Source organism: Escherichia sp. 20412-1 (assembly GCF_003027595.1).
Classification (GTDB): domain Bacteria; phylum Pseudomonadota; class Gammaproteobacteria; order Enterobacterales; family Enterobacteriaceae; genus Escherichia; species Escherichia marmotae.
The window spans coordinates 1-23,790 of record NZ_PYQM01000050.1 but is presented as its reverse complement, the minus strand read 5'-3'; the positions used below and the strand labels follow the sequence as shown (position 1 = coordinate 23,790).

Annotated in this window: 30 protein-coding genes and 1 pseudogene; 2 read left to right on the top strand and 29 right to left on the bottom strand. The window is 52.2% G+C overall.

Annotated elements, in window-relative coordinates; all coding sequences use genetic code 11:
* Window positions 1–375 precede the first annotated feature (375 nt).
* Both ompN and uspF read left to right on the top strand, forming a co-directional pair.
* Complete coding sequence (ompN, locus tag C7B16_RS21475) at window positions 376–1,509, top strand: porin OmpN (protein ID WP_000837952.1); 1,134 nt, start codon at window positions 376–378, stop codon at window positions 1,507–1,509.
* A gap of 140 nt (window positions 1,510–1,649) precedes the next feature.
* The gene (gene uspF / locus C7B16_RS21470) at window positions 1,650–2,084 is read left to right on the top strand and encodes a universal stress protein UspF (RefSeq protein WP_010376343.1); all 435 of its coding nucleotides are present in this window, start codon (window positions 1,650–1,652) and stop codon (window positions 2,082–2,084) included.
* A gap of 1,007 nt (window positions 2,085–3,091) precedes the next feature.
* Here the strand turns inward: uspF and C7B16_RS21465 are convergent.
* From C7B16_RS21465 to C7B16_RS25850, 29 genes and pseudogenes are all read right to left on the bottom strand, one after another.
* The gene (locus C7B16_RS21465) at window positions 3,092–3,286 is read right to left on the bottom strand and encodes a hypothetical protein (RefSeq protein WP_107180127.1); all 195 of its coding nucleotides are present in this window, start codon (window positions 3,284–3,286) and stop codon (window positions 3,092–3,094) included.
* A gap of 109 nt (window positions 3,287–3,395) precedes the next feature.
* On the bottom strand, window positions 3,396–4,079 hold the full coding sequence (locus C7B16_RS21460; RefSeq protein ID WP_107180126.1) for a DUF4376 domain-containing protein: 684 nt from the start codon (window positions 4,077–4,079) through the stop codon (window positions 3,396–3,398).
* A 198-nt stretch (window positions 4,080–4,277) separates the two neighbouring features.
* Window positions 4,278–4,517: pseudogene (locus C7B16_RS25855) on the bottom strand (hypothetical protein); the annotation flags it as partial.
* Between the two features lie 323 nt (window positions 4,518–4,840).
* The gene (locus tag C7B16_RS21445) at window positions 4,841–5,506 is read right to left on the bottom strand and encodes a DUF2612 domain-containing protein (protein WP_107180125.1); all 666 of its coding nucleotides are present in this window, start codon (window positions 5,504–5,506) and stop codon (window positions 4,841–4,843) included.
* On the bottom strand, window positions 5,503–6,702 hold the full coding sequence (locus tag C7B16_RS21440; protein WP_107180124.1) for a baseplate J/gp47 family protein: 1,200 nt from the start codon (window positions 6,700–6,702) through the stop codon (window positions 5,503–5,505). The genes C7B16_RS21445 and C7B16_RS21440 overlap by 4 nt, the downstream gene beginning before the upstream one ends.
* Complete coding sequence (locus tag C7B16_RS21435; RefSeq protein WP_107180123.1) at window positions 6,703–7,056, bottom strand: hypothetical protein; 354 nt, start codon at window positions 7,054–7,056, stop codon at window positions 6,703–6,705.
* Window positions 7,053–7,727 carry a Gp138 family membrane-puncturing spike protein gene (locus C7B16_RS21430; protein WP_107180122.1) on the bottom strand — a complete coding sequence of 225 codons (675 nt, stop codon included), beginning with the start codon at window positions 7,725–7,727 and terminating at the stop codon, window positions 7,053–7,055. The genes C7B16_RS21435 and C7B16_RS21430 overlap by 4 nt, the downstream gene beginning before the upstream one ends.
* An 83-nt stretch (window positions 7,728–7,810) precedes the next feature.
* Complete coding sequence (locus C7B16_RS24890) at window positions 7,811–7,969, bottom strand: hypothetical protein (RefSeq protein WP_181244199.1); 159 nt, start codon at window positions 7,967–7,969, stop codon at window positions 7,811–7,813.
* An 80-nt stretch (window positions 7,970–8,049) separates the two neighbouring features.
* Window positions 8,050–9,078 carry a hypothetical protein gene (locus C7B16_RS21425; RefSeq protein ID WP_107180121.1) on the bottom strand — a complete coding sequence of 343 codons (1,029 nt, stop codon included), beginning with the start codon at window positions 9,076–9,078 and terminating at the stop codon, window positions 8,050–8,052.
* A gap of 2 nt (window positions 9,079–9,080) precedes the next feature.
* Window positions 9,081–9,383: a phage baseplate plug family protein gene (locus C7B16_RS21420; RefSeq protein ID WP_107180120.1), complete on the bottom strand. Its 303-nt coding sequence runs from the start codon at window positions 9,381–9,383 to the stop codon at window positions 9,081–9,083.
* Entirely contained in the window at window positions 9,380–9,979 is a 600-nt protein-coding gene (locus C7B16_RS21415) for a phage baseplate protein (RefSeq protein ID WP_107180119.1), read from the bottom strand. The genes C7B16_RS21420 and C7B16_RS21415 overlap by 4 nt, the downstream gene beginning before the upstream one ends.
* A complete protein-coding gene (locus tag C7B16_RS21410) occupies window positions 9,979–11,937 on the bottom strand; it encodes a hypothetical protein (protein WP_107180118.1) in 1,959 nt (652 codons plus the stop codon). The genes C7B16_RS21415 and C7B16_RS21410 overlap by 1 nt, the downstream gene beginning before the upstream one ends.
* Window positions 11,927–12,079, bottom strand: coding sequence for a DUF6889 family protein (locus C7B16_RS21405; RefSeq protein WP_107180128.1), 153 nt, complete (start codon window positions 12,077–12,079; stop codon window positions 11,927–11,929). The genes C7B16_RS21410 and C7B16_RS21405 overlap by 11 nt, the downstream gene beginning before the upstream one ends.
* Window positions 12,080–12,123: 44 nt before the next feature.
* Complete coding sequence (locus C7B16_RS21400) at window positions 12,124–12,546, bottom strand: phage tail assembly chaperone (protein WP_107180117.1); 423 nt, start codon at window positions 12,544–12,546, stop codon at window positions 12,124–12,126.
* 3 nt (window positions 12,547–12,549) lie between these two features.
* Complete coding sequence (locus tag C7B16_RS21395) at window positions 12,550–12,990, bottom strand: DUF3277 family protein (protein ID WP_107180116.1); 441 nt, start codon at window positions 12,988–12,990, stop codon at window positions 12,550–12,552.
* Window positions 12,991–12,999: 9 nt separating this feature from the next.
* Window positions 13,000–14,151 (bottom strand): DUF3383 family protein, encoded by a 1,152-nt coding sequence (locus tag C7B16_RS21390; protein ID WP_107180115.1) that lies wholly within the window; start codon window positions 14,149–14,151, stop codon window positions 13,000–13,002.
* A 3-nt stretch (window positions 14,152–14,154) separates the two neighbouring features.
* Entirely contained in the window at window positions 14,155–14,730 is a 576-nt protein-coding gene (locus C7B16_RS21385) for a hypothetical protein (protein WP_107180114.1), read from the bottom strand.
* A complete protein-coding gene (locus C7B16_RS21380) occupies window positions 14,705–15,094 on the bottom strand; it encodes a head-tail adaptor (protein WP_107180113.1) in 390 nt (129 codons plus the stop codon). The genes C7B16_RS21385 and C7B16_RS21380 overlap by 26 nt, the downstream gene beginning before the upstream one ends.
* Window positions 15,081–15,629 (bottom strand): hypothetical protein, encoded by a 549-nt coding sequence (locus tag C7B16_RS21375; protein ID WP_375122105.1) that lies wholly within the window; start codon window positions 15,627–15,629, stop codon window positions 15,081–15,083. Before C7B16_RS21375 ends, C7B16_RS21380 begins: the two co-directional genes overlap by 14 nt.
* A complete protein-coding gene (locus tag C7B16_RS21370) occupies window positions 15,626–16,033 on the bottom strand; it encodes a DUF4054 domain-containing protein (protein ID WP_107180111.1) in 408 nt (135 codons plus the stop codon). The genes C7B16_RS21375 and C7B16_RS21370 overlap by 4 nt, the downstream gene beginning before the upstream one ends.
* Window positions 15,999–16,319 (bottom strand): STY1053 family phage-associated protein, encoded by a 321-nt coding sequence (locus tag C7B16_RS21365; protein ID WP_107180110.1) that lies wholly within the window; start codon window positions 16,317–16,319, stop codon window positions 15,999–16,001. The genes C7B16_RS21370 and C7B16_RS21365 overlap by 35 nt, the downstream gene beginning before the upstream one ends.
* 34 nt (window positions 16,320–16,353) lie before the next feature.
* A complete protein-coding gene (locus tag C7B16_RS21360) occupies window positions 16,354–17,292 on the bottom strand; it encodes a DUF2184 domain-containing protein (protein ID WP_107180109.1) in 939 nt (312 codons plus the stop codon).
* 11 nt (window positions 17,293–17,303) lie between these two features.
* Window positions 17,304–17,798 carry a structural cement protein Gp24 gene (locus tag C7B16_RS21355; protein WP_107180108.1) on the bottom strand — a complete coding sequence of 165 codons (495 nt, stop codon included), beginning with the start codon at window positions 17,796–17,798 and terminating at the stop codon, window positions 17,304–17,306.
* A 3-nt stretch (window positions 17,799–17,801) separates the two neighbouring features.
* Window positions 17,802–19,043 (bottom strand): DUF2213 domain-containing protein, encoded by a 1,242-nt coding sequence (locus tag C7B16_RS21350; RefSeq protein ID WP_107180107.1) that lies wholly within the window; start codon window positions 19,041–19,043, stop codon window positions 17,802–17,804.
* Between the two features lie 14 nt (window positions 19,044–19,057).
* A complete protein-coding gene (locus C7B16_RS21345) occupies window positions 19,058–19,792 on the bottom strand; it encodes a phage minor head protein (RefSeq protein WP_143192619.1) in 735 nt (244 codons plus the stop codon).
* On the bottom strand, window positions 19,683–21,149 hold the full coding sequence (locus tag C7B16_RS21340) for a DUF1073 domain-containing protein (RefSeq protein WP_107180105.1): 1,467 nt from the start codon (window positions 21,147–21,149) through the stop codon (window positions 19,683–19,685). The genes C7B16_RS21345 and C7B16_RS21340 overlap by 110 nt, the downstream gene beginning before the upstream one ends.
* On the bottom strand, window positions 21,149–22,771 hold the full coding sequence (locus C7B16_RS21335; protein ID WP_107180104.1) for a TerL protein: 1,623 nt from the start codon (window positions 22,769–22,771) through the stop codon (window positions 21,149–21,151). Before C7B16_RS21335 ends, C7B16_RS21340 begins: the two co-directional genes overlap by 1 nt.
* A gap of 2 nt (window positions 22,772–22,773) precedes the next feature.
* Window positions 22,774–23,346, bottom strand: coding sequence for a terminase small subunit (locus C7B16_RS21330; protein WP_107180103.1), 573 nt, complete (start codon window positions 23,344–23,346; stop codon window positions 22,774–22,776).
* A 78-nt stretch (window positions 23,347–23,424) separates the two neighbouring features.
* On the bottom strand, window positions 23,425–23,790 hold a 366-nt coding region (locus C7B16_RS25850), incomplete at its 5' end, for a lysis protein (RefSeq protein WP_107180102.1).

Genomic DNA, 23,790 nt, shown 5'->3' with positions numbered 1-23,790 from the left:
TCGAGCATTATAACGAATGGCATCCGCATAGTGCGTTGGGTTATCGCTCGCCACGGGAATATCTGCGGCAGCGGGCCTGTAATGGGTTAAGTGATAACAGATGTCTGGAAATATAGGGGCAAATCCAGTGACAATAAAGGCATATAACCCGCGCAGAATAACGCATCACTTTTTAAATGTATAATTTTTATTTTATATGTATCACCACTAAAACATTCATCAAACTTATTGTCATTTCTCAAGAATTATTTGATTAAGGTTTTACTTAAGACGTAACAAATGACACTTATCGGCTAATGGAACTTTTCCTTTAGGATGTTTTCACTTCCCGAACAGGGAAAGAAAGGCAAATAAAATAACTAAAGGATTTTTTCAATGAAAAGCAAAGTACTGGCACTCTTAATTCCTGCCCTGCTCTCCGCAGGAGCTGCTCATGCGGCAGAAATTTATAATAAAGACGGCAATAAATTGGATCTTTATGGCAAAGTTGATGGTCTACATTATTTTTCTGATAGTTCAGCGAAAGATGGCGATCAGAGCTATGCACGTCTTGGTTTTAAAGGCGAAACACAAATTAACGATCAACTCACTGGTTATGGTCAGTGGGAATACAATATTCAGGCAAACAATACTGAATCCTCAAAAAATCAATCCTGGACTCGTCTGGCATTCGCCGGGTTGAAATTTGCTGATTACGGTTCTTTCGATTACGGACGTAATTACGGCGTAATGTACGATATAGAAGGCTGGACCGATATGCTGCCAGAATTTGGCGGTGACTCCTACACGAATGCGGACAACTTTATGACCGGTCGTGCTAATGGCGTAGCAACTTATCGTAATTCTGATTTCTTCGGTCTGGTTAATGGACTGAACTTCGCTTTGCAATATCAGGGTAACAACGAAGGCGCGAGCAATGGTCAGGAAGGTACTAATAACGGACGTGATGTTCGTCATGAAAATGGCGACGGCTGGGGTCTTTCCACAACCTACGATTTAGGTATGGGCTTTAGTGCGGGTGCAGCATACACCTCCTCAGACCGCACCAATGATCAGGTTAATCATACTGTGGCGGGCGGCGATAAAGCCGATGCGTGGACTGCCGGGTTAAAATATGATGCTAACAACATCTACCTGGCAACCATGTATTCCGAAACACGTAATATGACGCCATTTGGCAACAGTGATTACGCCGTTGCGAACAAGACCCAGAACTTTGAAGTCACCGCCCAATATCAGTTTGACTTTGGCCTGCGTCCGGCAGTGTCTTTCCTGATGTCTAAAGGGCGTGACCTGAACGCTGCTGGTGGTGTTGATAATCCAGCCGGTGTTGACGATAAAGATCTGGTCAAATACGCAGATGTTGGCGCGACATATTATTTCAACAAAAATATGTCAACCTATGTTGACTATAAAATTAACCTGTTGGATGAAGATGACAGCTTCTACGCTGCCAACGGTATCTCTACCGATGATATTGTCGCTTTAGGTCTGGTTTATCAGTTCTAATCCTGCCTGCCCGCCTCTCTGGCGGGCTTTTTCTACTTATTGAATCCTGTTTAATCTAAATTAAAAATGTGAACTCCGTCATTACACAAAAAGTGTCATCTGGCGTTACACTTTATGCGGATACTAAAACAGGAGGTTTTATGAACAGAACGATTCTTGTCCCTATCGATATATCCGACTCAGAATTAACTCAACGCGTGATTAGTCACGTTGAAGCCGAGGCAAAAATTGATGATGCAGAGGTTCATTTCCTGACGGTAATACCTTCGCTGCCCTACTATGCCTCTCTGGGTTTAGCGTATTCCGCAGAGTTACCGGCAATGGATGACCTGAAAGCGGAAGCCAAATCGCAACTGGAAGAAGTCATTAAAAAATTCAAACTGCCGACTGACAGAGTGCATATCCATGTTGAAGAAGGTTCGCCAAAAGACCGCATTCTGGAAATGGCGAAAAAGATCCCTGCTCATATGATCATCATTGCCTCCCATCGACCGGATATTACCACCTACCTGCTCGGCTCTAACGCCGCTGCCGTAGTACGTCATGCAGAGTGTTCAGTGCTGGTCGTGCGCTAATAACTAACGCCCGCACGTCGCTGCGGGCTTTTTGATTCATTTCGCAAATGTGCTGACATTTTCCCCTCTAATCCGTACCATACACGCCACTGTTTTTATATCAGACTTCTGCTGTCGGATATCCCGGCATGATGCATACTCTTCTGATGCCATATAATGAATTGAGCTACTATTAAATGTTGCAAAATCAAGAAATTAGTAAGAAAGAACAATACAACCTGAACAAGTAAGGGCAAAAATCACAACCATCTGACACATAAAGATTCTATTTGTTTTTCAAAGGGTTAAATAATATCAGCGACTACAATAAGCTACGATAACCCACTCTTTTTTTGCCCCATTTTTGCCACTTTTGCGACTTTTTGCCCCATTTTTGCCACCACAAAAAATCCTAAACCACCCAAATCTGAAACCTACAAATTGCCCCTTGGATACTTTTCAATAGAATCTGTTCCGGCTGGAAATCATTCAATACTCGCACTATCGAAAGTTCGCCAGCCAGCCGCAGCACGTTCTTGCATACGATGTACTGCGGTTCTCTTTACGATTAATCTCATCACGCCCTCACCACCATCGGATCTGCCCGACAAAATATCCAGCCTCCAGAATAACAAACATATGCCCCATATATGCCCCACATCGAAAAACGGTAGACGGTGAAATAATGGATACGCACTGGCATTCAATTCCCCGCATCACTAATTCCCGCATAGTTTTACCAACTCAACTAAAGCGGGGGAGCGTATCAGGGCATATATCAGTACAGCAACTAACGTTGAATAATAAACCTGGCGTAGTCTTCTGCTTCTTGCCAGTAGTTTAAGGGCTTTCACTATCCAGTCTCCTCCGCTAAAATTGAGCACGGAAGACCTCCATATTAGAACTTGCAATTCTCAAAAGCTAAAAGCCCGACTGTTGACGCAGCCGGGCTTTCATTTTTCAGGCACAAAAAAACCGCTTTTCAGCGGCCAGTCCATCACAACAATACACGAATCTTGTGCTGACAATTATTTTAGAACAGTACCTACGGCGATGATCACCTTCGCAATTCCGTACATAACAATGGTTGCCGCCAGTGCCTTCAGCACCAGATTTACGGCCATGCCAGTCTCCTTTGTCGCGGGAGACTCTATTTTCAGCCCGTCCTTCATGTTTACCTCCACGAAAATTCGGCTATACTTGTTTTCATCTTCTTTATCCATCACACCTCCTGATGAAGAAGAGCTGTTAATCCAGTAAGTAAAACCCCGACTGTTGGCCCAGCCGGGGTTTTCGTTTTTCAGACACAAAAAAAACCGCATTACGCGGCTGTCATCCCTCTGTCGTTTCCTCCTCTCCCCATCCGACCTCGTACGCCTCAATCTCTGCCACCGTCGTCAGCTCAGACACCTCCTGTTTCATCTGGCGCTGACGCTCATGAATTTTAAATCCCTGCGCAACCAGTGCCTGCTGCATCCCTTCATAAATCGCCGTCAGCAGCTCCGCCGTCGCCGGAATATCTTCGTTATCCGCACTTGTCCAGAAAAATCCCTCCGGCAGCGTTCCCGACGTCACCATCGCCATCGCAGATTCAATACGCGTGCGCGACGCCAGACTGGCATCCCACCGGTAACCCTCTGCCTTAAAAATCACATTGCCCTGCTCCTGCATATTACGCCAGGCATTGATTTCCGCGGTTTTCCTGATAACCGCTTCCTCCACGGTCAGAGTATCCACCACCTCACCGTTGTCATATTTCCAGCGACCGGATATATCGCAACCCTCCGGCAGTGTTTCAACTTCTGCCACACTCAGATTTATCGGAAACAGAGTGGAAACATCGGTCGAAATGCTGCGCACGATACCATCACTGTCGTACGCAATTTTGTATGTATCTTCTGCAAACTGCTTCTGGCATTCATACCAGTCCTGACCATCCTTACTGATGAGATATGACGCCCAGTCCACTAACGGATTTTCCGGGCTGTATCTCGTAAAATTTTTAATATCTGTCATTAATATTCTCCTTTACAGTGAGGTGGCATTTATCCAGGTTCCGTTTATGCAGTACTGTAGCGGGCGAAAGTAAGCATAATCGGCACTGTTATCGACCTCACCCGCAATGGATAACGCCGTTATTACATTCCCGCTTATACCGACTTTCCCCGCGTACGGCATTAATAATGACGTTTCTGTCCCCAGCCTTACGGCTGTGACCGTCCCCGATGAGATCGTGATATCAGAAGTGCCATCGAAAGAGACGCCGTTGATTTTCCTTGCGGTCTGTAGCTTCGTTGCCGTGGCCGCATTGCCGGTCGTATTCTGGTTTCCCTGCTGATTCACACCCGGAAGATTGATGTCCTGTGAACCATCGAACGCAACACCACCAATGTTTCTGGCGGTCTGTAGCTTCGTGGCCGTGTCCGCATTCCCCGTCAGGCTCCCGGACAGTCCCGCGTCGAATGTCTGTAAGGCAGTCCAGGTGTTGGCTGAATTCAGCAGCGAACTGGCAGATGCGTTCAGCGCCTCTGTCAGCGTCGTAACAAACGTACTGAGGTCTCCGTTATCCAGCACATCCGTATTTTTTGTATCGGCAACGAATTGCGCCAGTGCCGCAGCAATAAACGTGGCCTGTCTCAGTGCCTTGTTAATCTGAGCTGATGACGCTTTTCCTGCAGTGAATCCGGTAACCAGTGCGGTCAGCGCCTCGTAGTCATCCTGTGAGATCACGTTAGCACTGGCTCCTGTGGCAAATGCTTTAAAATTATTTATCGGCATCAGACTGATACTCCCCATGCTCCTTCGTCAAAACCGCCAAAATATTCGTTATCCAGGTCAAAGCCGAAAAAACGATTACCTTCTGACGGTATTTCAATACCGGCGGTGTACACCCCGGCCGCCTTTACCGTGAGATACCCCATGCGTATCACCGCAAGTATTTCACGCGAAATTTCCCCGACGTCACGTTCCGGAAAAATCCACACCGAAATCGTCATATCCTGGTTATCAACAATCTGCATACTCAGACCTGAGCCTGCTGTCGCCATTTCCAGTATTTCCGGCAGGGAATCGTTATGCCCGTCCCAACTGTTAATGGCTATCCTGGCTCTGAGGATCAGCCGGTATGCCTCGTCGCTCAGTGATGTGTAGCCATCATCCGGATCATAAAGCCCCTGCCATACGCCCTGATCCCAGCCCAGTTCACTGGTATCCCAGCAAAAATAAACACCTTCGATGGGTTCCCTGACAATGCGACTTAAGCCGATCCACTGACCGACAATATCCAGTTGCACGCCTTCCGCGTCATCAATACAAAAAGCGCTGATCAGTCCCTGAACCGTCGCGGACACGTCAACCAGTGGGCGGGTGCTCAGATCCACATGGTCAACAAAACGGGCTTTCGTGGCATGATAATTAGTGATTAAACCGGTATACCTGCTCATGACGTCACCGTGATAACAATGTTTTCCGGATCACAGGTTGCCGATTCATTCCAGGCAATATCAATATTCGACGCTGATACACTCTCTGCGGTTTTACCAATGAGCAACGTCCTGATGTCGTAGTAGCGGGAGGCTCCGCCCCTCACGACACCTATGTTTGCCGGAGAATACATTCTGCTGAGCAGAACATCATCCCCGATGTCCAGCGCATTGATATAGTCTGCGATTTCCTGCCGTATCTGTGTCCCCGTTTCCGATGAGTACCCTGTAAAAACATCCAGGGTGAGAGACACATATACCGGAACATTCACCGAACGGGAAAAGCTGATGTTGTACGGGTAGCCGTATTTATCCGTTACCTGAACACTGGTCGTCCCCCATGTGCTCACCCCCTGACCTTTTTTACACCTGATCGTCTGCGCGATGGCATTCACATCACCACCATCAACAATGGCAGCGATGGAATGCGGCGGAAGACCGTTACTGTCCGTCTCCCCTGTGTCGTTTTCATACAGTTTGTGTCGCGTGACACCGTCAACGGCTCCAATGGCACCATCAAGCGCTTCAAAAGGCGTCACCGACGCCAGTGCCACACTCTGACTCTGCCTGATACGTAACTCCGCATCCGTTTCAGCAGCGGCTCCCACAACTGCCGCAACCGGATTTGTCACCGACACCCAGCCCCGCGTCGGGGTGTTTATGACCGTTACTGTTCCTGACTGCGCGGCAACGGCACCTTCGGTTTCACATGTAGCGGTGGCAGTCACGGTTCCTCCGGTGCCAATCACCACGATTTCAGGAAGCGCCCAGACCACATCACTGGAGTCCTTTACAGTACCGTTCGTGATGGTGGTTCCGGTCGTGCCTGCCAGCACAACATCCACGGTTGAGTTTGTGGCACCACGGCGTGAAATACCATTAATTTTAACGTTGTTGCTCAGCGCTGCGCCGTACGCAGTCGCAGGAGAAAAACTGTTATAAACCGCAATGGCGGTGTTATTGGCATCGTGAATTGCCAGGGCGATAAGCGCCACCAGTTGCCCGTCCTTGCTGTCGGGTTCAAGATACGCATCGCTGCCATAAATCTGTCTGAAATATGCCGTCAGGGTACTGAGTATCGTCTGATAGTCAGGCGCACTTATCCCCTCAGCGGTTACCGTTGCCGATAAACCGAGTGTGTCAGGAATGAGGGACATTTATGCCTCGCTGGTTACTGTCGTCGTACCGTAGAGCGTTTCGATCGTGGCGGTGAATACAACCCGCCGGGTTGCACTGTTCAATGTGGATGAAAAATCCGTAATACTGCTGACGCCCTGCGTTTCAAGAATGCGTTTTTTGATGGCCAGGTTGTAAACTTCCGGACGCTGCTTACCCAGTACCGACTGGATCCATGGGGTTCCCTCCGTTGTGTCCAGAAACCATTGTCCGTACCACAGTTCAAAACGCGTTTTTATGGCCTGCGCCACCGCTTCGGGTGAACTGGTAAGCCAGGAATCATCACCGCTGCCAAACGTATAATCACCGTCAGTATCTTCACGTCGGTATCTCACTGCGGTCCTCCTGTCATATCACCACCGGATTTTACGCCGCTATGTTTGTGTCCCGTCTGCGAGATCCCCGCGGCGACCTGGTCACCTGTGGATGTCACGGAACCATCAACCCGCGTGTTGCCATTAATGTTCACGGGGCCGTTAATGGTTACCTGCGGGCTGGTGATGGTCACGCCTCCGCTTTTTGACAGCTCGACAAATGATGCGCCATCGTCCGTACGTAACTGCACCGCATCAGTACTGACGCCGCTGATTTTATTCGCCTGTGACTGCGGGCCGACAATACAGAACGCATCCGATAAATCGTGCATCCGTGTATCTACCGGCTCCTGAATACCGCCATTCTGCCACCAGAAATCAATGCAGCGGTCGGCAAATACCACCAGGCACTCATCGCCCGCACTGACCGGAAATGTCAGCGTACAGCCGCCGCCCCGCGGAAATACCACCGGGACATCCACCAGAAGTGGCAGCACCGTTGACTGGCTGCCGCCATCGGGTGCCTGCTCCTGCCCCCTGATTGCAGGCTGCACCACAGCGGTAACGGCATCCGGATCAAATGATTGCACAATACCCGGCATCGCAACACGCAACGCTGACATCAGCGCACCAATAAGGCTGGTATCCGCCTGCTCCCTGCCACCAAGTTGAGTACTTAAAGAAACTGGCATTTATATGTCTCCAGAAAGCAAAAAACCCGCCGGATGGCAGGTTACTGATCAAATATCAGGATATGAATTATCAGGTGTTGGTGTTACCCCTTTTTCGGCTCATCTTGATGGCAATAGTCTTTAAGAACGATTTTTGCCTCGCCATAAAAGACCAAAGCCAACAAAGTTCCAGCCAATGACCATATAGCATTAATTCTTTTCCCGAAGGAGCCGCCAAAGGTTATGGCTAAATCAGTTTTCAATGTACGCCTCTCAAAATCCGTAGGGGAGGAGTTGATCCCTTATATCGAGGAGATCATCCCCGCTGAAGCCAGAAAGAAAATCACAGATACTGAGACGCATCAAGACCCGCTGCATTAAGCAAGTCTGCATTACCTTTCGCAAGGCAAAGCAGATCCATATACCATGCCTGCCCACGGGTATCACCGGTATAATCAATACGCCCCACAATGTAATCACCATCCGTGTTGATACTGGCTGGCTGGGCTCCGGTAAGCCCTCCCACATAAAGGTTACCGTTATTCTCCGTCTCAGACAGTCGGCCTGCCGATTGTGCAATCTGCTCATCGCTCAGTGCCGCACGGTACACCGACTGTTGATCCAGACGAATCAGCCCACCCAGTCGGATTCGGGGATTAATCAGACACCGGACGTTCACCCCGGCTCCCAGAGTCTGTTGTGGCATACCAATCAGTCCGGTATCCGCATTCAGCACCGTTGCCGTTTCCAGATAGCGTTTTTCCGGGAGAATGTTCACCTGGTTATTCTCATACCACCAGTCAGCCCGGCACTGTCCGGCAATGTTGTTCATCAGTCCCGCGGTATTCTGGTAAACCACCCTGCCACGGGGAAACACCGTTTCCGGCATGGCGGGAACCGTACCGGAGCTGATACCGTAAGGCGCATACGATTTCATCGCCAGACTGAACAGTTCGTTATATTTCCATCCGGCCGCCACCGTGGTTTTGACGCTCGCGTTAAGGTGCCCCTCCCAACCATCGATGCACTGAAGCAGAACCCAGGTGTCCGTTGCGTTATCCTTCCCCGTGATGGTGTACCGGATATCGCCGTTAAAAATCATCCCGACGTTCGCATCCGGATAGTTTCCGGATGCATCGGGGAAACCACGATAGCCCGCGATAACCTGTATCCGTGTGAATTCTTTCTGCAGTATGCGGTTACGGGTTTCCTGCGAAAGATTGTACAGGCGAAAATCGCCCACAAAACCGTTAAATATGGTGGCGGGCATTTTCCTGATGGTGAACACCACCTTTAAGTCCTGAAACTTAATTCCGTCGCCTTTATCGTCGACCAGCAACAGTTCAAAATGCCGCATCCAGTTCTCTGACATAGCTACTCCGTCACAACCAGTAAATGGCTGCCAGTTCCCGGATCGCTTTTGGTGGGGTACTCCTGCTGAGGATCATCGCAGACCACAAAAAGTTTAAAACCCGGACTGAGATAGTCATACTGCGCCAGCAGATCAACACCTGTCACCAGCGGGATACCCGCGATGAAGGGGCTGTCCGGACCAGTCATCAGATCCATTACCCAGTAAACATCCCGCCAGAGAACACGAACGGTGTACGTCACTCCGGCCAGTGTGATGGTGAACTGCTGGTTATCCGCGATAAGGGGGATTTCCTGAATATTCATTGCCCTGAAGCCCCCCTGATGATTGTTGCCAGTAGCGAACTTTTCGATGATGCGTCTGTGGTGGTTTTTGCCCCTGTATTCTGAACAGCGGATGTTTCCACACCCCCGGTCATGTTTTCCTTCGCAGCCACTTTCACCTCTGACGATGACGTGAAAATAACCTCCCGAAGGGTGATAATGACCATCAGGACGTTTTCACTGGTCCGGTCGGTGGTGACATCCAGCGCCTTAATCAGCATGTTGCTGTAGGTTCGTTTACCCGTTGTCACATCAAACGGCACCCGCCTGCGTTGCAGCTCAAGCAGTTGCTGATAGACTTCCGCAGGGCTCATTCCCAGAGAAAGCCCCTTTGATGAGGTGTCGGTGAAATCCAGCAGGGAGCCACCACCTGCAAAACCGGTTTCCATCACCACCTCAGAAGGCTGGCGGAAAGCATGATCGGACACGCTGGCAGCATTCTCCGCCGTTGTCGGACGCTCCACCGGGTGCTCCGTTATCTCAAGGCGATCGCTGTGTTTTTCCGAAATAACAACATCCGGAATGAAGATACCGATTCGCCTTGATGAGGTTTGCAGAAGTACCGATAAAATATCCATCACGAAGGTCCCCGCAGTTGCTGAACGGCGCGTGCATTAACAGATGTCTGTTTCTCCGCAATCAGGTTTGCAGCCTCACCCGGACTGCTGACACCATGCACGTTAATAACGGTCTGCTGATTCAGGCTGGCGGCTCCTGCGGCCTGATACGCCAGCGGGCTGTCCCAGTCTGAATAACCTTCTTTGCGCGCCATCGACTGCATCAATGCGCCCATAGTCCGGGGATCTGTAAGATTCAATATTGCATTCGGTGATACTCCCATCCATTTCGCAACATCCTGTGCATACTTTTTCGGGTCGTTGTTATCACCTGCCGGAGCCCAGGTACTGACAATATCCTGAACAGTCTGTAATGCGCGTCCGGTTGTTTTCCCGGTAAAGTAACGCATAAGCTGGTTTTTCATCGCTGTCCAGCCTTCCAGAGCATCTGAGAAACTGCGAAACCCTTTGCCACTCCCCGGGCGAATATTCCCCGGATTGTTATTCCGATCCGCCAGTGTGCGTCTGACAGACTGCGCGTGTTGCTCCGGTTCATCATCACCAAACCAGCCACGAACCGTCCGGCCCACACTGCGGGGATCGAATCCCCAGTGCGCTTTAATCCAGTCGGCAGCGCTGTTGGCGCTGTCTGTTACCATCGGTATCGCTGACGGATTTTCACTGTCCTGGCTCAGCAGACGCTTACCGATCCCTGCCGCATCGCTCCAGCGCCCCTCATTGATGGCATTGAGCAGGTCAGCCAGTGAGTGCAGCATCCTGACGAATCCGCCCATCTGGTCGATGAAGTTACTGAAATCCCATTTCATGGACCATGACGTCGGATCGACGTTAAGCAGCTTCGCCAGTGCTTTCATCAGGTCAGCGACAGCATCCTTCAGGTTACGGATCATATCCAGCGCAATATCGACCTGAGGCTGCCATTTTTCCCAGTCAATGAGATGCTGACCGCCCTCCTTCCAGGTTTTAAAATCATCCCACAACAGGAATATCGCCGCCGCAAGCGCCGTAACAAGACCAACCGGAGACATCCAGAACGTGGAATTCAGCAACCGCATCGCCACCACCAGACCGCCAATAACCTCGATCAGGTTTTTCGTTTCGCGGTCAAGGCTGCCCCACCACGAGATGAGGTCATCAATACCATCCGTGATCCGGAAGACCACCTGTGCCACGATATCACCCAGCCAGAGAATCCCCTTAACCACCTTCGTTACGGTGTTCTCAATCCGGGGGAAGTTTTCAAGAATGCGCTGCCGGAGGTTATCAAGCGATCCGGCAAGACCATCCGCCAGATTAGAGCCAATTTTGTCACGCGCCATCCCCGCCATTTCACCGAAGGCCTGCAGCGATGTCATAAAGCGGTTTGATGACCGGGCGGCCTGGTCAGCATTAAAGCCGATAGCCTTCGTCATTGCGGAATACTCCGCGCTGAACTGTCCGACACCCCGACGCATGGCCATCAGGGTATTTTCATCAATCCCCAGCATCTGCGCATACTGATTCGCACGGTAGTACGGCATACTGCTGAGCTTCTGCCCGACGCCGGTAAACACAGCAGCCATGTCGCGCATATTGCCGCTGGCGTCCCGTGTCTGTATTCCCAGACGATTCAGGAACCCTTCAGCACCGGGGTTATTTCGTATGAACCGGGCAAGATTTTCCAGCGATCCCCTTGCGGCGTCTGCATTACCTCCGGCCTGCGAAACAGCATAGCCAATCTGCTTAATCCCCTGAACCGTTGCACCGGTACGCTGTGAGGACCAGTACAGGTTATCCAGCCCGGCAGCAATTTTCGCGGTGAAGGCCACAACTGATACTGCCGTCGTCTCCACGGAGACACCCAGTTTCACGACTTTCAGGGTGGCTGAGGCCAGCGTGGCCTCAAACTTACGCATTCCGGTTTCGTCGATCTGAAAACCCAGACCGACAAGAAACTGCTTTATCGTCTCAGCGTTCATGCTCTTCTTTCCACTTTGCGATACGGCGTTCGTTATCGGCTTTCATATCCAGCCAGTCGTTCATACGTGCGATATCAGCAAGATCAACAGACCCGTCCTTCAGTGCCGGGTAAGGTAACAGCCCCGCATCAACGGGGCGCATGATGTAGCCTTCACCGTCCGGCAGGGTGTTAAGGGACAATCCCGTTAGTTCCGGAGCGGCGTCCCGCCGGTAGGGGGTTCTTGCAAAAAATTTCCCAGACTGTCGACGACCACCCGCGCCACAATCTGAAGCAGGGTGATAAGATCGATGTCATCAAACATCAACTCGCCACTGCGAAATACCGGCGTCCAGTTTTTGCCGTTACGTCTGGCCACCACCACCAGGCAGGGATGAATAATGGCGTCAGTATCCTCGTCGCTCAGCGCAGACAGCTCAGATGCAATGCGGGGCAGAACGCTGTCAAAAACATCCGGCCTGCCGCCGGATTCCGTAAAGGCAGACCGGAGGCCATCAGGCCCTGACAACAGGCCGGACAGCAGGGGTAAAAGCTTGCGGGTCACTTTCAACTGTTCAAAAACCCCCAGTCTGGATATCCGGTATTCATGCCCCTTAATTTCAAATTCCATACCTTAAAACTCCCCGAGAACCTGATCGATTTTGCCGCAGTCAAACACCCATGAAACCGTACCGCCCGCCTTGCCGTTACTATGGTCGGGCTGTTTCTGAAATGCACATGAGCGCGCGGTGGTGATATCTCCGGATGCCGTATTGCGGATCACAATCACGTTATTGCCCCACGTGGAAGACGACATCCTCTGGGCGTTGTACATCAGCGACAGCTTTTTATTAACCGGGGATGTTTTCAGCAGTGTGACCGTGATTGTGCCGCTGTTGCCGCCATGCAGACTGTGCATCACTTCTCCATCCGCGCCCACGGTCATGGTGTTTTTCGCTTCCGTCATGGTGACGGTGACACCCTCTTCAGAGTTTGCAGATCCCGCCCCCAGATCAATCGTGCCGGTGGGACCGGCCAGCGATGCCGAAACATCAAGAAAAGAATAAGTGGCCATTTACCCTCCTCAGCGAACAACGTTAATCTGTACATCGGCGTAGTGAACCGCACCGGCCAGCTTTATGGCAGCCTGAATTAACGGTGCCTTACGGGCTTCACGGTCTGACTGTGCCTGTTCAGAAACCGGCTGCGCGTAAATGTAATACCCTTTCGTCAGCGAATCTCCCGATGTCAGCTCGCCAATATCGCCACCGTTCCAGACACCCGGTGCAATCAGTCCGTTTGTCACTGCCTGATCCAGTGATGCTTCCACATTTGCCACCAGACGCGTCACGCCTGCATCGGTCTGGGGAACTTTGGTGGTACTCGTGTACAGCAGGTTATAAAGATTTGTCTGCACGTAGTCCTGTAACCAGTCCAGACCATGACGCTCATCGAAGAAATCACCGTTCGCCATCACCCCCTGCTGCAGAATGGCCGTGTCATTTGCGTAATACACGTAAACGTTGCAGTTCTTCGCATCCAGCGCAGCCGCCTGAGCTGTCGTGAGCGTTTCATACGTCACGCCCGGCTCAGTTTTAAATTTCAGGGTCAGCGTGGTATTACTGCCGGTGAAATTAACGGTAAACGCACGCCCCAGCGCCGAAATCGCTGCATATTTACAGGTCGTGGAATACTGAATAAAGGTTCGTGAATAGCCCGCAGCCTTCAGCGTTGACGCCAGGTCCGTCGAAACGGAACTGGCCGTTGTATCTGTATCGCTGGTTGTGACCGCAAACACACGGCTGAGAGAGGACGCCTCAATGGCTGCGGCAGCTTTCACGATGTCGTCATCGCTGATCGTACTGGTATCGTCATCCACGATCGCCAGCCCGTACCAACTGGTAAATTCCAGCACTGCATTTACCGCAGTGTCCAGGGTCTCCGCTGCACCGTCCTCACCACTGGCCAGTGTTTTTGCCCAGCGACCGACATACACCATCGACGGTGTGGGTGACTGTGAGAAGTAAATCTGTGCAGCGGCATATTCCGGGCTGTCCGTGCCAAAATCCGTACCGATATCTTCTACTGATGAATACTGGCGGATACGTTCCGCCAGCGGTATCACGGTCGACGAACCGAGAATAAGCAAGGAGCCAAAGTGGCGACCGGCAACGGCAGAGGGGGACATGATGATGTCAACACTGACCACCCCCGATACAGGTAAACCCTGCGACATAGATTATCCTCCGAAAAATTTCACATAAGAGCCTGCCTCGTCAGGCTTCAGCGTTCTGATGTCGTACTCCCTGACCACTTTACGGCACAGACTCACCGTCAGGTCATAACGCCGGATCCACTGCTGGTTAATCAACTCCGGAAACGGCGTTATCTGTGAGAATGACTTCAGGGAAAGCCCGGACAGGTTCAGGGCTGCGTTATTCTGTGGAAGGCAGAGTCCGTCACGAAAGCGACAGGCGATGGCCATGCCGGATGGCCCGTAAAACGATACCATGCATTCAATCGTTTCATGACGCCAGAGTTCGCTGCGTTCCTCCGATGTCTGAACAAACGCCGGGTTGTCGTCCGGTATGACCTGGATAACCCCCGCGGCGCACCAGTCCGTATCAGCAGGCAGCAGTGCCTTTTGTGACGGCTGCCAGCGGGGTCTCACCCTGCCTTTCTGAAGACCGGAAACCTCGCACACCCAGCGACTCAACAGACGGTCAAGCGCTTCCCCGTCCGTCGGGTCGTCACTGACGGGCGTCAGCCATCCGGCTTCAGTACTGTTATTACTGCTCAACGGGTGTTCCTCCATCCAGCGGCAACAGCTCACAGTGCGCCTGAACAAACCCCTCGCCGTATGCGGTGTAGGGATCGACAAACACCACCCGGTAGTCCCGGTTCTGGTACGTCACAACATCAGCATCCCGGTCAGTCTGCCCCTGACTGAGACGTTCAGTGGTGACAACCAGTATTGCGCCGCTGATCACCTGACCCGCCTGCATACGTCGGTTTTCAAGTGAACGATCAACAGTCACCACCCCCGAAAAAGGAGCACGGGTTTCAGTCACCACCGTAAAACCGTCTTCATCAACCGACTGCATACGTCGGGTGACCACCAGGCTGGTATCGCAGAAATCAGGGTCTGACAACACTTCTGTCACATCAATCAGCGGCATTTTTATCCCTCACAACATGGGTAACAGCTCTGCGATATTGCCCGGTGTCAATTAATGGTTTCGCCAGGTCGGTTCCCGGAGACTCGCCAGCAGCACGCCGTGCAAGTTCCTCTGTTGCCCCATTTCGCCCCCGACGTGCACGGGCTTCAACAGTACTGTCAGCAAGCGGCGTAAAGGCGGTAATGGTCATGTAACGCCTGACACCATTAGCGGCCAGCGTTCCGGCGCGGTTGAGTGCGCTTTCCGCTCCCGCAGCATTACCATCAAGTGCAGCCTGCGCCGCGGCTTTCAGTTGCGGCACGGTCTGACTGTCCACAGACCGGACACCGGGAACCAGATGTGGACGGGGAGGGATATTCTGCGCAGGTGAACCATATTCGTTGAGGTAACCGATGCCCGCATTACCAAATGGCACATCATCACGTCCACTGGCATCTTCCGGGATACCGACCAGCACCTCCCGGTTACCCAGATGACGTAACGCGTCCAGTACGGCATCAGTTTTATCAATGACGACGTTCAGACCATTTTTCACAGTTGTCTTCCTCCTGCACCGACCAGCATCAGATACTGCCAGAATTCGGCACCATAACGGGTGGTGTTCCAGAAACCGGCATCAGCATTCAGCGTCATACTGGTGTCGTAACTGACGCTGACCTTGTCGACTGATTTCGACGATACGACCCCCGTACTGGCACCGCCTGAGCCACCGGCAGCAACAGCACGGCGATCCTGGTCGTACAGCACCAGGTAATGCGCCACGAACAGCTCAACCAGATAAGGAAATAACGCCTTACCGGTGTTTTTTTCGTTCAGCATGGCACCTGCCAGTTCAAGCCGGAACTGTACCTGCTCATCAGGGTAACGCCCGACGTCGGAAAACAGCGGGAAGTCAGTACGGAATTTATTTACGTCGGTCAGACTTTGATTTTTCGGCATCCCCCTCACCCCCTCCGGACAAAAGCGTTGCCAGTTGAGACTCCAGATCTTCGACCTGCGCGGTAAGTTCGTCGATACGTTTCTGCTTCTCCAGGAGCTCCGCTTTCAGGGACTGTATGTCCCCGTTATCTTCTGAAAAAACAGAATCAGTCTGTTCAGCATGAGCCTTAACAAACCAGTGTTCTGCAACAGCATCATCAACGCGGTGCTGGCCCGTCACGAACTTTTTCAGCTGACCGTCATCTGTTGTCAGCGTGAACGGTGTGTGAACATGTATCGTTTTCATGATTATCCTTAACAGGCCCTTACGGGCCTGTGAGTCAGATGCCATCAGCGTAGTAAAGCGTTTCCGGATACACAGGTTCAATCTCGCCCATTCTCCCGTAGTAAGTCACCAACTGGTACAGACCACGGTACTGAACAGGGATGCTCTGTAACGGAACCAGCGGATAGCGGACAAACTTACTGTCGTTTGTGTATGCAAGCATACGGTCAGTACCGGATGCGCCGCGCCCTTTGGCCCATTTCACCGCCCGGATATTCAGCGGGGTGCCGTTCTGGTGGTACGCAATCGTGTTTTTCTCCAGGTAGGTAAGCAGCGACTGATTACCTGCAGAAGAAACCAGAATGCCGGACAGTAGAGCAAACTGCTCCGGTGGGATCAGCAAATCCGACGGCACGATGGTATAACCGGACTGCGCCCATGCCGCGCTCAGTACGGCGTTAATGCTTTCACGGATCTCATCCGGCGTTGACGTTGCCCAGGTTTTGACTGCGTTAGTGGATGCGACACCGTCCAGATTAAGCAGCCCTTTCGCATTCACCCCCGTATCGCCGATATACACCTGCTCGTCGTTATCCATCTGCCATTTCAGTTGCAGGCCATCTATTTTCTGGGTGTCAATAGGACGACCAACCTGCCGGGCGCTCTGAAGCTCCACAACCGTCCAGCCGATCTCCATCCCCCACAGATGTAATGGATTGCTACGTTTCGAGATATCAACACTGATACCTGCGATGGCTGTGCTGTCCTGCCCGATCCAGTTTTTGCCCGCCGGATTGGCTCCCCCCATCGCAGCGAATGTACTGTTTGTCCAGCTGGACATATCATCAGCAACGGATACGTCTTCGCGTAACTTAACGTCACGCGACCAGGTATACCCCACAAGGGGCTCATTCACCCGGGGATCCAGACGCTCGAGTTCACCAACAAGAAAAACCCCGGTACTGTCCACCGTGGCCTGATCGAATGTATGCATTGACGTGTTCCTTAAATCTTGTACGAAATTTCGACGTTACCGTCGGCATCACCGGCACCGGTAAACTCAGCATCAGGCACGATAACCGCGCTGGTGCCGTCTTCAGCGGCCAGAATGGCCCCCAGGGGGCTGTCATCCGTCGGGTTGCTGACACGCACCCAGACAGCACCGCCCTTCGTGACCATAGAAGCATCACCGCCCACGTTTACCGTCATGTAACCACGTTTAAGAATGTCACCCGACCAGCGATGCCCCGTTCCGACCTGGCGAACAAGGTCGGGGTTCGCCGTTGTCGGCCAGGGGCGAATCAGGAATCCTTTAATGACATCAGCGGTATCCCCCTCCGCCAGCGGGACAAAGTTTTCACCGTTGTACTTGCCAGCGAGCCCGTATGCCGGAAACATGTTATCTGCGTCCAGAATGGCAGGCTCAACCGTCAGATCACGGAGGCGTGAAACCGCCCCGGCAATGCCCAGAGGCATCCGGTACAGAAATACGTTATTCATGATTTATCCTTTGTGTTTTTCCCAGAAAGTCGCGTGGGCTTTATTCAGTTCCGAAATGGATCGTAACGTCCCGGACGAAGGCCGGGCATCGGTGGTCGGTCGGGTGTTACGCCCTTTAGCCAGTTCCGATACCGCATTGAAGGCTATATCGACAGCAAATTTTGGCAGGTCATTAATACTGGCGTCACCCACAACCTGACGTACAAGTGCATGATCAGCGGAGGTCAGCACCCGACGTTTGAACGCCGTGGGTTTTACCCTCCTGCTGAGGTCAATGCCCGGCGTAATCAGTTCCGCACGATATGCCATATCCCCCGTGACGATGGCTTCCTGTTCTTTGTCTTCCCCGTCGCTGTCCCCTGTCAGCTCCGTATCATTTTCCTGTTCCGGGACATCTCCGGCAGAATCCCCGGACTGCTGCCCTTCCAGCTTAGCCAGAAGTGCGCGCAGTAACGTTTTCAGGTCATCGTCGCCGTCGGCGGTGTTTTCACTGCCGCCCATCTCAGGCGATTTGTCCGGCAGAGGCTGTTGTGGAGGAAGATTGATGTTCAGGTTCACACCTGACGGTGAATCGCCGCTGTCTCCGGTCACTTCCGGCGGCGCTTCTTCCAGCAGGGCGCTTGCTGTATCAGCATCCCCCGTTCTGATGGCGTTTTTCAGTCGCATCAACCAGTTTTTCTTCGATGTTGCCATTGTATGACTGTCTCCAATTTTGCAACGTTTACCGGCCCTCGCCTTAGGGACAAGAGCCACATGATTACCCCGGATCATTTTCTGGTTCGCCTTACCCGGCGAAAGCTGCTGGTACTCGGCGTTGTACCCGCAGGAGACTTCACGAAGCCCTTCATCTATCAGGGCTATTGCGATTTCATCTTTGATAACCAGATCCGCAAGCACAAGATCGGACTGTTCACCCTCTCCCCGCCGGACGTTCTGCAGATGTCCGACAGCCAGTCCACGCCAGTTACCGGGATTGATGAACAGGATATTCCCCTCGTCATCCTCCGGATGCAGCACGGTGACACTCATCCCTTCAAACGAGGCGAGAGTTTCTTCGCTGAACACTTCCTCCGGCATCCGGTTCACGGTTATACGTCCGTACGGATCCGCGCGGATATCCGGAAGGTCTTCAGAGGAGTAAAGCTGTGTTCCTGTCCTGGCGATCGGAACGTCTTTGCACAGCAATGAACCATCCGCCAGGCAATACCGGGTATCCCCAAGCTGACTTTCAAAAAAATACTTCATGGATTACCTGCGATTCAGGCGGGATAAGAATGAGATGTGGGAAAAACAATTTCTTTATAGCAGCGGCAGTTTGGCAGCTCGCCCGCGTGACCGGTCATGCCGTCAAGCGTTGGAGGTTTGCCCCATTCAACAAATTTACCTTCCATTTCCCGATGAGAATGCCTGACGTCACCATCTTCGGCTGTACGCCAGATATAACCATTCGAACCAATTGACAGCGCACGTGCCTGATCCAGCGCGCCGTTTGCACGTCCAAGTTCAGTACGGGCAATCAGGTCAGCTCTGGACTTTGCTATATCACCCGATGCTGCAATTTCTTTAGCAAAATGTTCCGCTCTCCCGCCGGTCACAACAGCTTCTGTCGCCCGATTCTGGATGTCGTACACCCTGTTGGCAGCCTCGAGGGGGAGCGATTTGATGTACTTAACCTGTTCGGCAACGATGGATTTCATCACCTGCCCTGGCGGGGCATTGTTTACCAGATTGCGTAGCTCACGGCTGATGGTTTTGCTGTGTTTGCGCCACTGCTCATCATTCCTGCGCACAATGTCGGCGGTAAAGTTTTCCGCGACCTTTGTCGCCCAGGGGGTGATGATTTCACTGTAGCGTTCCAGCGCCTCAATAATTTCCGTGATACTGTCATTTGAACCATCGTAGTGACCATTTACGATGTCTCCGACCGCCCGCGCTATCCTGCGCAGGCTGGTTCGATAGCGGATTTCCGCCTGACGGCTCCTGCGGTTCGTCATCAGGTTTGCCGATACCGGGCGGCGCTTCGTCTTCGGCATTCTCTATATCCTCGTCGGTAATGGATGCCCCGATACCGGTTACGTCAGAATTTTCACGCAAATCGGTCATGGCAGCTTTCAGTGTCATCAGGCCATCCCCCAGTGCCGTACTGATTGCGTTGGTGGTATTCACCGCTACCGTAGAACGATCCAGGTCTGACATCTGCCACAGCGGGTTAAACTCGAACGTGAAATCTTCCGGAAGCGGTTCACCAAACGCGGAGCGGTACATCACATCAAGCAATTTCCGCAGCGGCTGGCGTAAACGTCGCTCCTGCTGGGTGCCGATGCTGTCGTAGTAGTTGGACAAATCCGTATCTCCGGTTGAGAATCCAGAGGGAGACTGTCCGAACAGACGAACCAGCGGGATACCAACGGCGCCCGAGACCTGTTCCGCAATTTTGTCGAGCACCCCGTCAAGACCGGAAAACGCGTACTGATGCGCTTCAAACTTATCTTTCGCATCCATCAGCGTCATACCCTCGTTGCTCTGAAACTGTCGAATCATGTCGACATGCTTCAGCAACGAATCATAACGGTCTCCACCCATGGCGATAATCTCCCGCAATTTATCAACGGAAAACGTTCGCAGGTGTGCTTTATAAACCAGTTGTGCCGTTCCCATGGTGGTACTGTCGAATGCTGTCAGGCGGTCAAACATGCGTTCGATAACCGATATTCCCCACTCGTTTTCGGTCTTCGCCTGCTGATATGGCAGGGTGATCCCGTCAAAACGAATAAGGCGGCTGTGATGAATTTTCCACGCAGGAATACCCGCCGTGTTGTCCAGTACCTGATAGAACTCAGGTTTTCCCAGGTCAGGCCCCATTGTTTTTATTCGTCGGCTCAGCGACGGGTCGAGCATCCAGCGGTCAAGAACCAGCAGCCCTTTAAACTGCCCTTCACCAATGGTTTCAGGACGCAGGGGCGTAAACGGTGCCTGACCTTCCAGCATGATAAACCCCACCGCCCCGCCATACAGACGGGACCACTTGATCAGGTCGTTAAGTCTGTCCCAGAGCGCCATGTCATCAAACATGGACTCCAGTACACCACGTCGCTTCGGGTCGATTTCCGAGGTTATGCGTAGCCCTTTTCGGGTCATATCGTCAGCCACCGAATCCACCGCAGCACCCACGATCCACGAAGACCGGTAAGCCCATTCAAGCAGTATGCGGTTACGGCTTGTGAAATTCGGCAGGTACGTTGATGACGCATGCTGGTTCTGCGCCTGTATCCCGATCCTCGCCTGAAAATTTGTGTAACCGTCCGCTGTCGGTACGGCTTTTGTCCCGTTGTTCTGTTTTTTCCGGCTCATCAGCGCTGTTTTCCGAGTAATGCCCAGATTTCCAGTGACCGGTCCATCGGGGCGAAGTTAATCATGACGGAGTCGGCATTATTAGGTGACCTGGTTCCGTCCGGCTGCTTGTCAATAACGATTTTACCCACGCCGTTCACCGAAAATGTGGGCTGAGAAAGTTCCATAATGAGTCTGTCCAGCTCTTTAATCTGGCCGGATACAGAGATAATTTCGTCAGGATGAAACGGCTGATTTTCCTCAACGGCACGCCAGGTATTACGGAACAGCCTGCGCAGATGCCACCATGCCTGTGCTTTTGCATTGGCGAAAAAATCCCTGTTCAGCCTCGCATTTTGACCGTTATCACCGGGTGTTACTTCGCTATCCGGATCAAAAACGGAACCGCTCCCCCTGAACGGCGTGGCCAGAATGCGGGGACGACGCTGCGCCACACGACGCTCATTTATCACCCTGGCGTCTCCACGGGCACCAGCCCCGAGTCCGTCCTCATCAAAACGCAGTTCATCCACACCGGCGACATCGCAGAGCCCGAACGCTTTTTCCACGGTCGAGAAAATATCGCTGCCCTTGCCTGACCATTCTGTGACCTCTTCCAGAAGGAAACCGTGGCGGCGTGAAAAGGCGTTTTTATCGCGACCCTCATCAGCAATATCAAGCGCACCAAGACGACGTCCCGTTGGCTGAATGTTTAATTTGATATGCGCATCAATCGCAGCCTGTACCCACTCAGCAGGGATCAGCACACCTTCTGCCGACGCGGCATAGTTAAGGTCAAGCTCCTGAGCGACCACCACCGGGTTATCAATTTTCTCGCACTCCTTCCGGTACCAGGCTTCATCCTTACGCGGGTCGCTGCGCCAGTGAAACGTGAATACGGGAATTTTGCCGCCGTGTCGTTTCTGCGCGAACGGGTTGCCCATGCCGTTAACGGAAGACAGGTCGATACGACAACGGGTCGTCTGCGACAGCGCCGCATCAACCAGTTGCGGCCGGACAAGAAACGCGGCCTCATCGACAAAATAGAGCGTGGTACGGTCACCACGACCAATGTTGTCCCCCGCCTCCCCCTTGATAATGGCGCCGGTTTCCGGGAATTCCACCTGCATAAAACGGGAATCTTTTTTCTCGTTCCAGTTGCCGCGAAACTCCACCGGAAGCATTGATATGAACTTCCTGGCTTTCCACAACAGCGCCTTCGGATCACCGGTACTGTCAACGTATTCCTCCTTACGGGAACCGAAGCCAATAACCATTTCCCGGTTAAACAAACAGAGGGAACAGGCCATCCCCAGCGCTGTCCAACTGAGTCCCATTTCCCGCGATTTTTCGGTGATGCCGTTCTCCCGGTTGCGCCATCTGTCCATAATCCAGTTGATCCACTCTTCCTGCTTCGGAAAGAGCAGAAAAGGAATGGTGACAGGCAGACCGTAATCGATATTCCGGGGATCAAATGTCATCCCCCAGTCAATGATGAACTGGGCGGGGTTGGTGCGATAAAACTGTTTCAGCGCTGGCAGCATTGCAGGGTCTTTTCGTATCCGCTCAAGCCGCTCCATTCGCCATTCAAAAACCTGCACATAATCCGGATTTTTAAAATCAAAAGGGAAAGGTAACGGCATAGCTAACCCATCATTTTTTTGTATAACTCTGCTGCCTGCTCCGGCGTCATGCTGGTTGTTTCAGTTCTTACAGGTCCACCATCTGCGCCTGTGATCTCATTTTTGACGTTATCTTTAAACGCCTGAACAGCCACGTGGCGTCCCAGTAGTTCAAGGTTTTTAACTTTATCAGGCCATTTAATCTTTTTGAGGATCCCGACCGTATCCCGGTCATCGCCCCTCCCTTCAAACATCTCAGCAAGGCTGAACTCGCCAATATACCGCCGCCACGATTCAGGCCAGTCTTTCAGATGCTTAACACTTAAATCGTCATTGAGAATGTCAGCCACATCGAGCCGGTCTATTTCCACCAGTCTCATCAGCACGTAATTCGCATCAACGCCCAGTTGCGCGATACGCTCCTGCTTCAACGCATTGATACGGGCACGAATTTCAGGCCTGTTGTAGAGTTCTGACCCGGTAACATGTGCACGACTGGCAGCGTATCCTGCGCGAATGGCCGCCTGTGTGGCGTTCATATCGACCAGATATTCACGGCAGAACATTTCATGTTTTGCTTTCAGTCTACAATCCATATTAATTACTCAGGCACCGGAGACAGATATATTACTGGCCTCCATGACTTTCTGACTCAGTGATGTGACACATCCAGGCTACTTAAGACACTGGGTGCTGATATATTCCTGTGCTCCTTCCAGTTGCTTCTGCATCGTCATCAGTCGCTCTCTGAGGGTGAAATAATTCCGTTGAGCGGCGTCTGCCAGTCTGGGGCGGGCTGCATTACCCACGCGGGCGGTGCCGGTGGCCTTGTCTGTGGCCTTGTCTGTGGCGGACACACAGGTAGCGTTGACCCGCAGGCTGCGGCGACCAGCGGCAACGTCAGCGCGCAGAGTTTCATTTTCAGCTCTCGCATCGGCTAACTCCTTTGTGTATTTTGCATCGAGTGCAGCAACATCACGCTGGCGCTGCTGCATGTCAGTAATGGTGGCGTCAGCCAGCTTCAGTTCTCTGACTTTTTT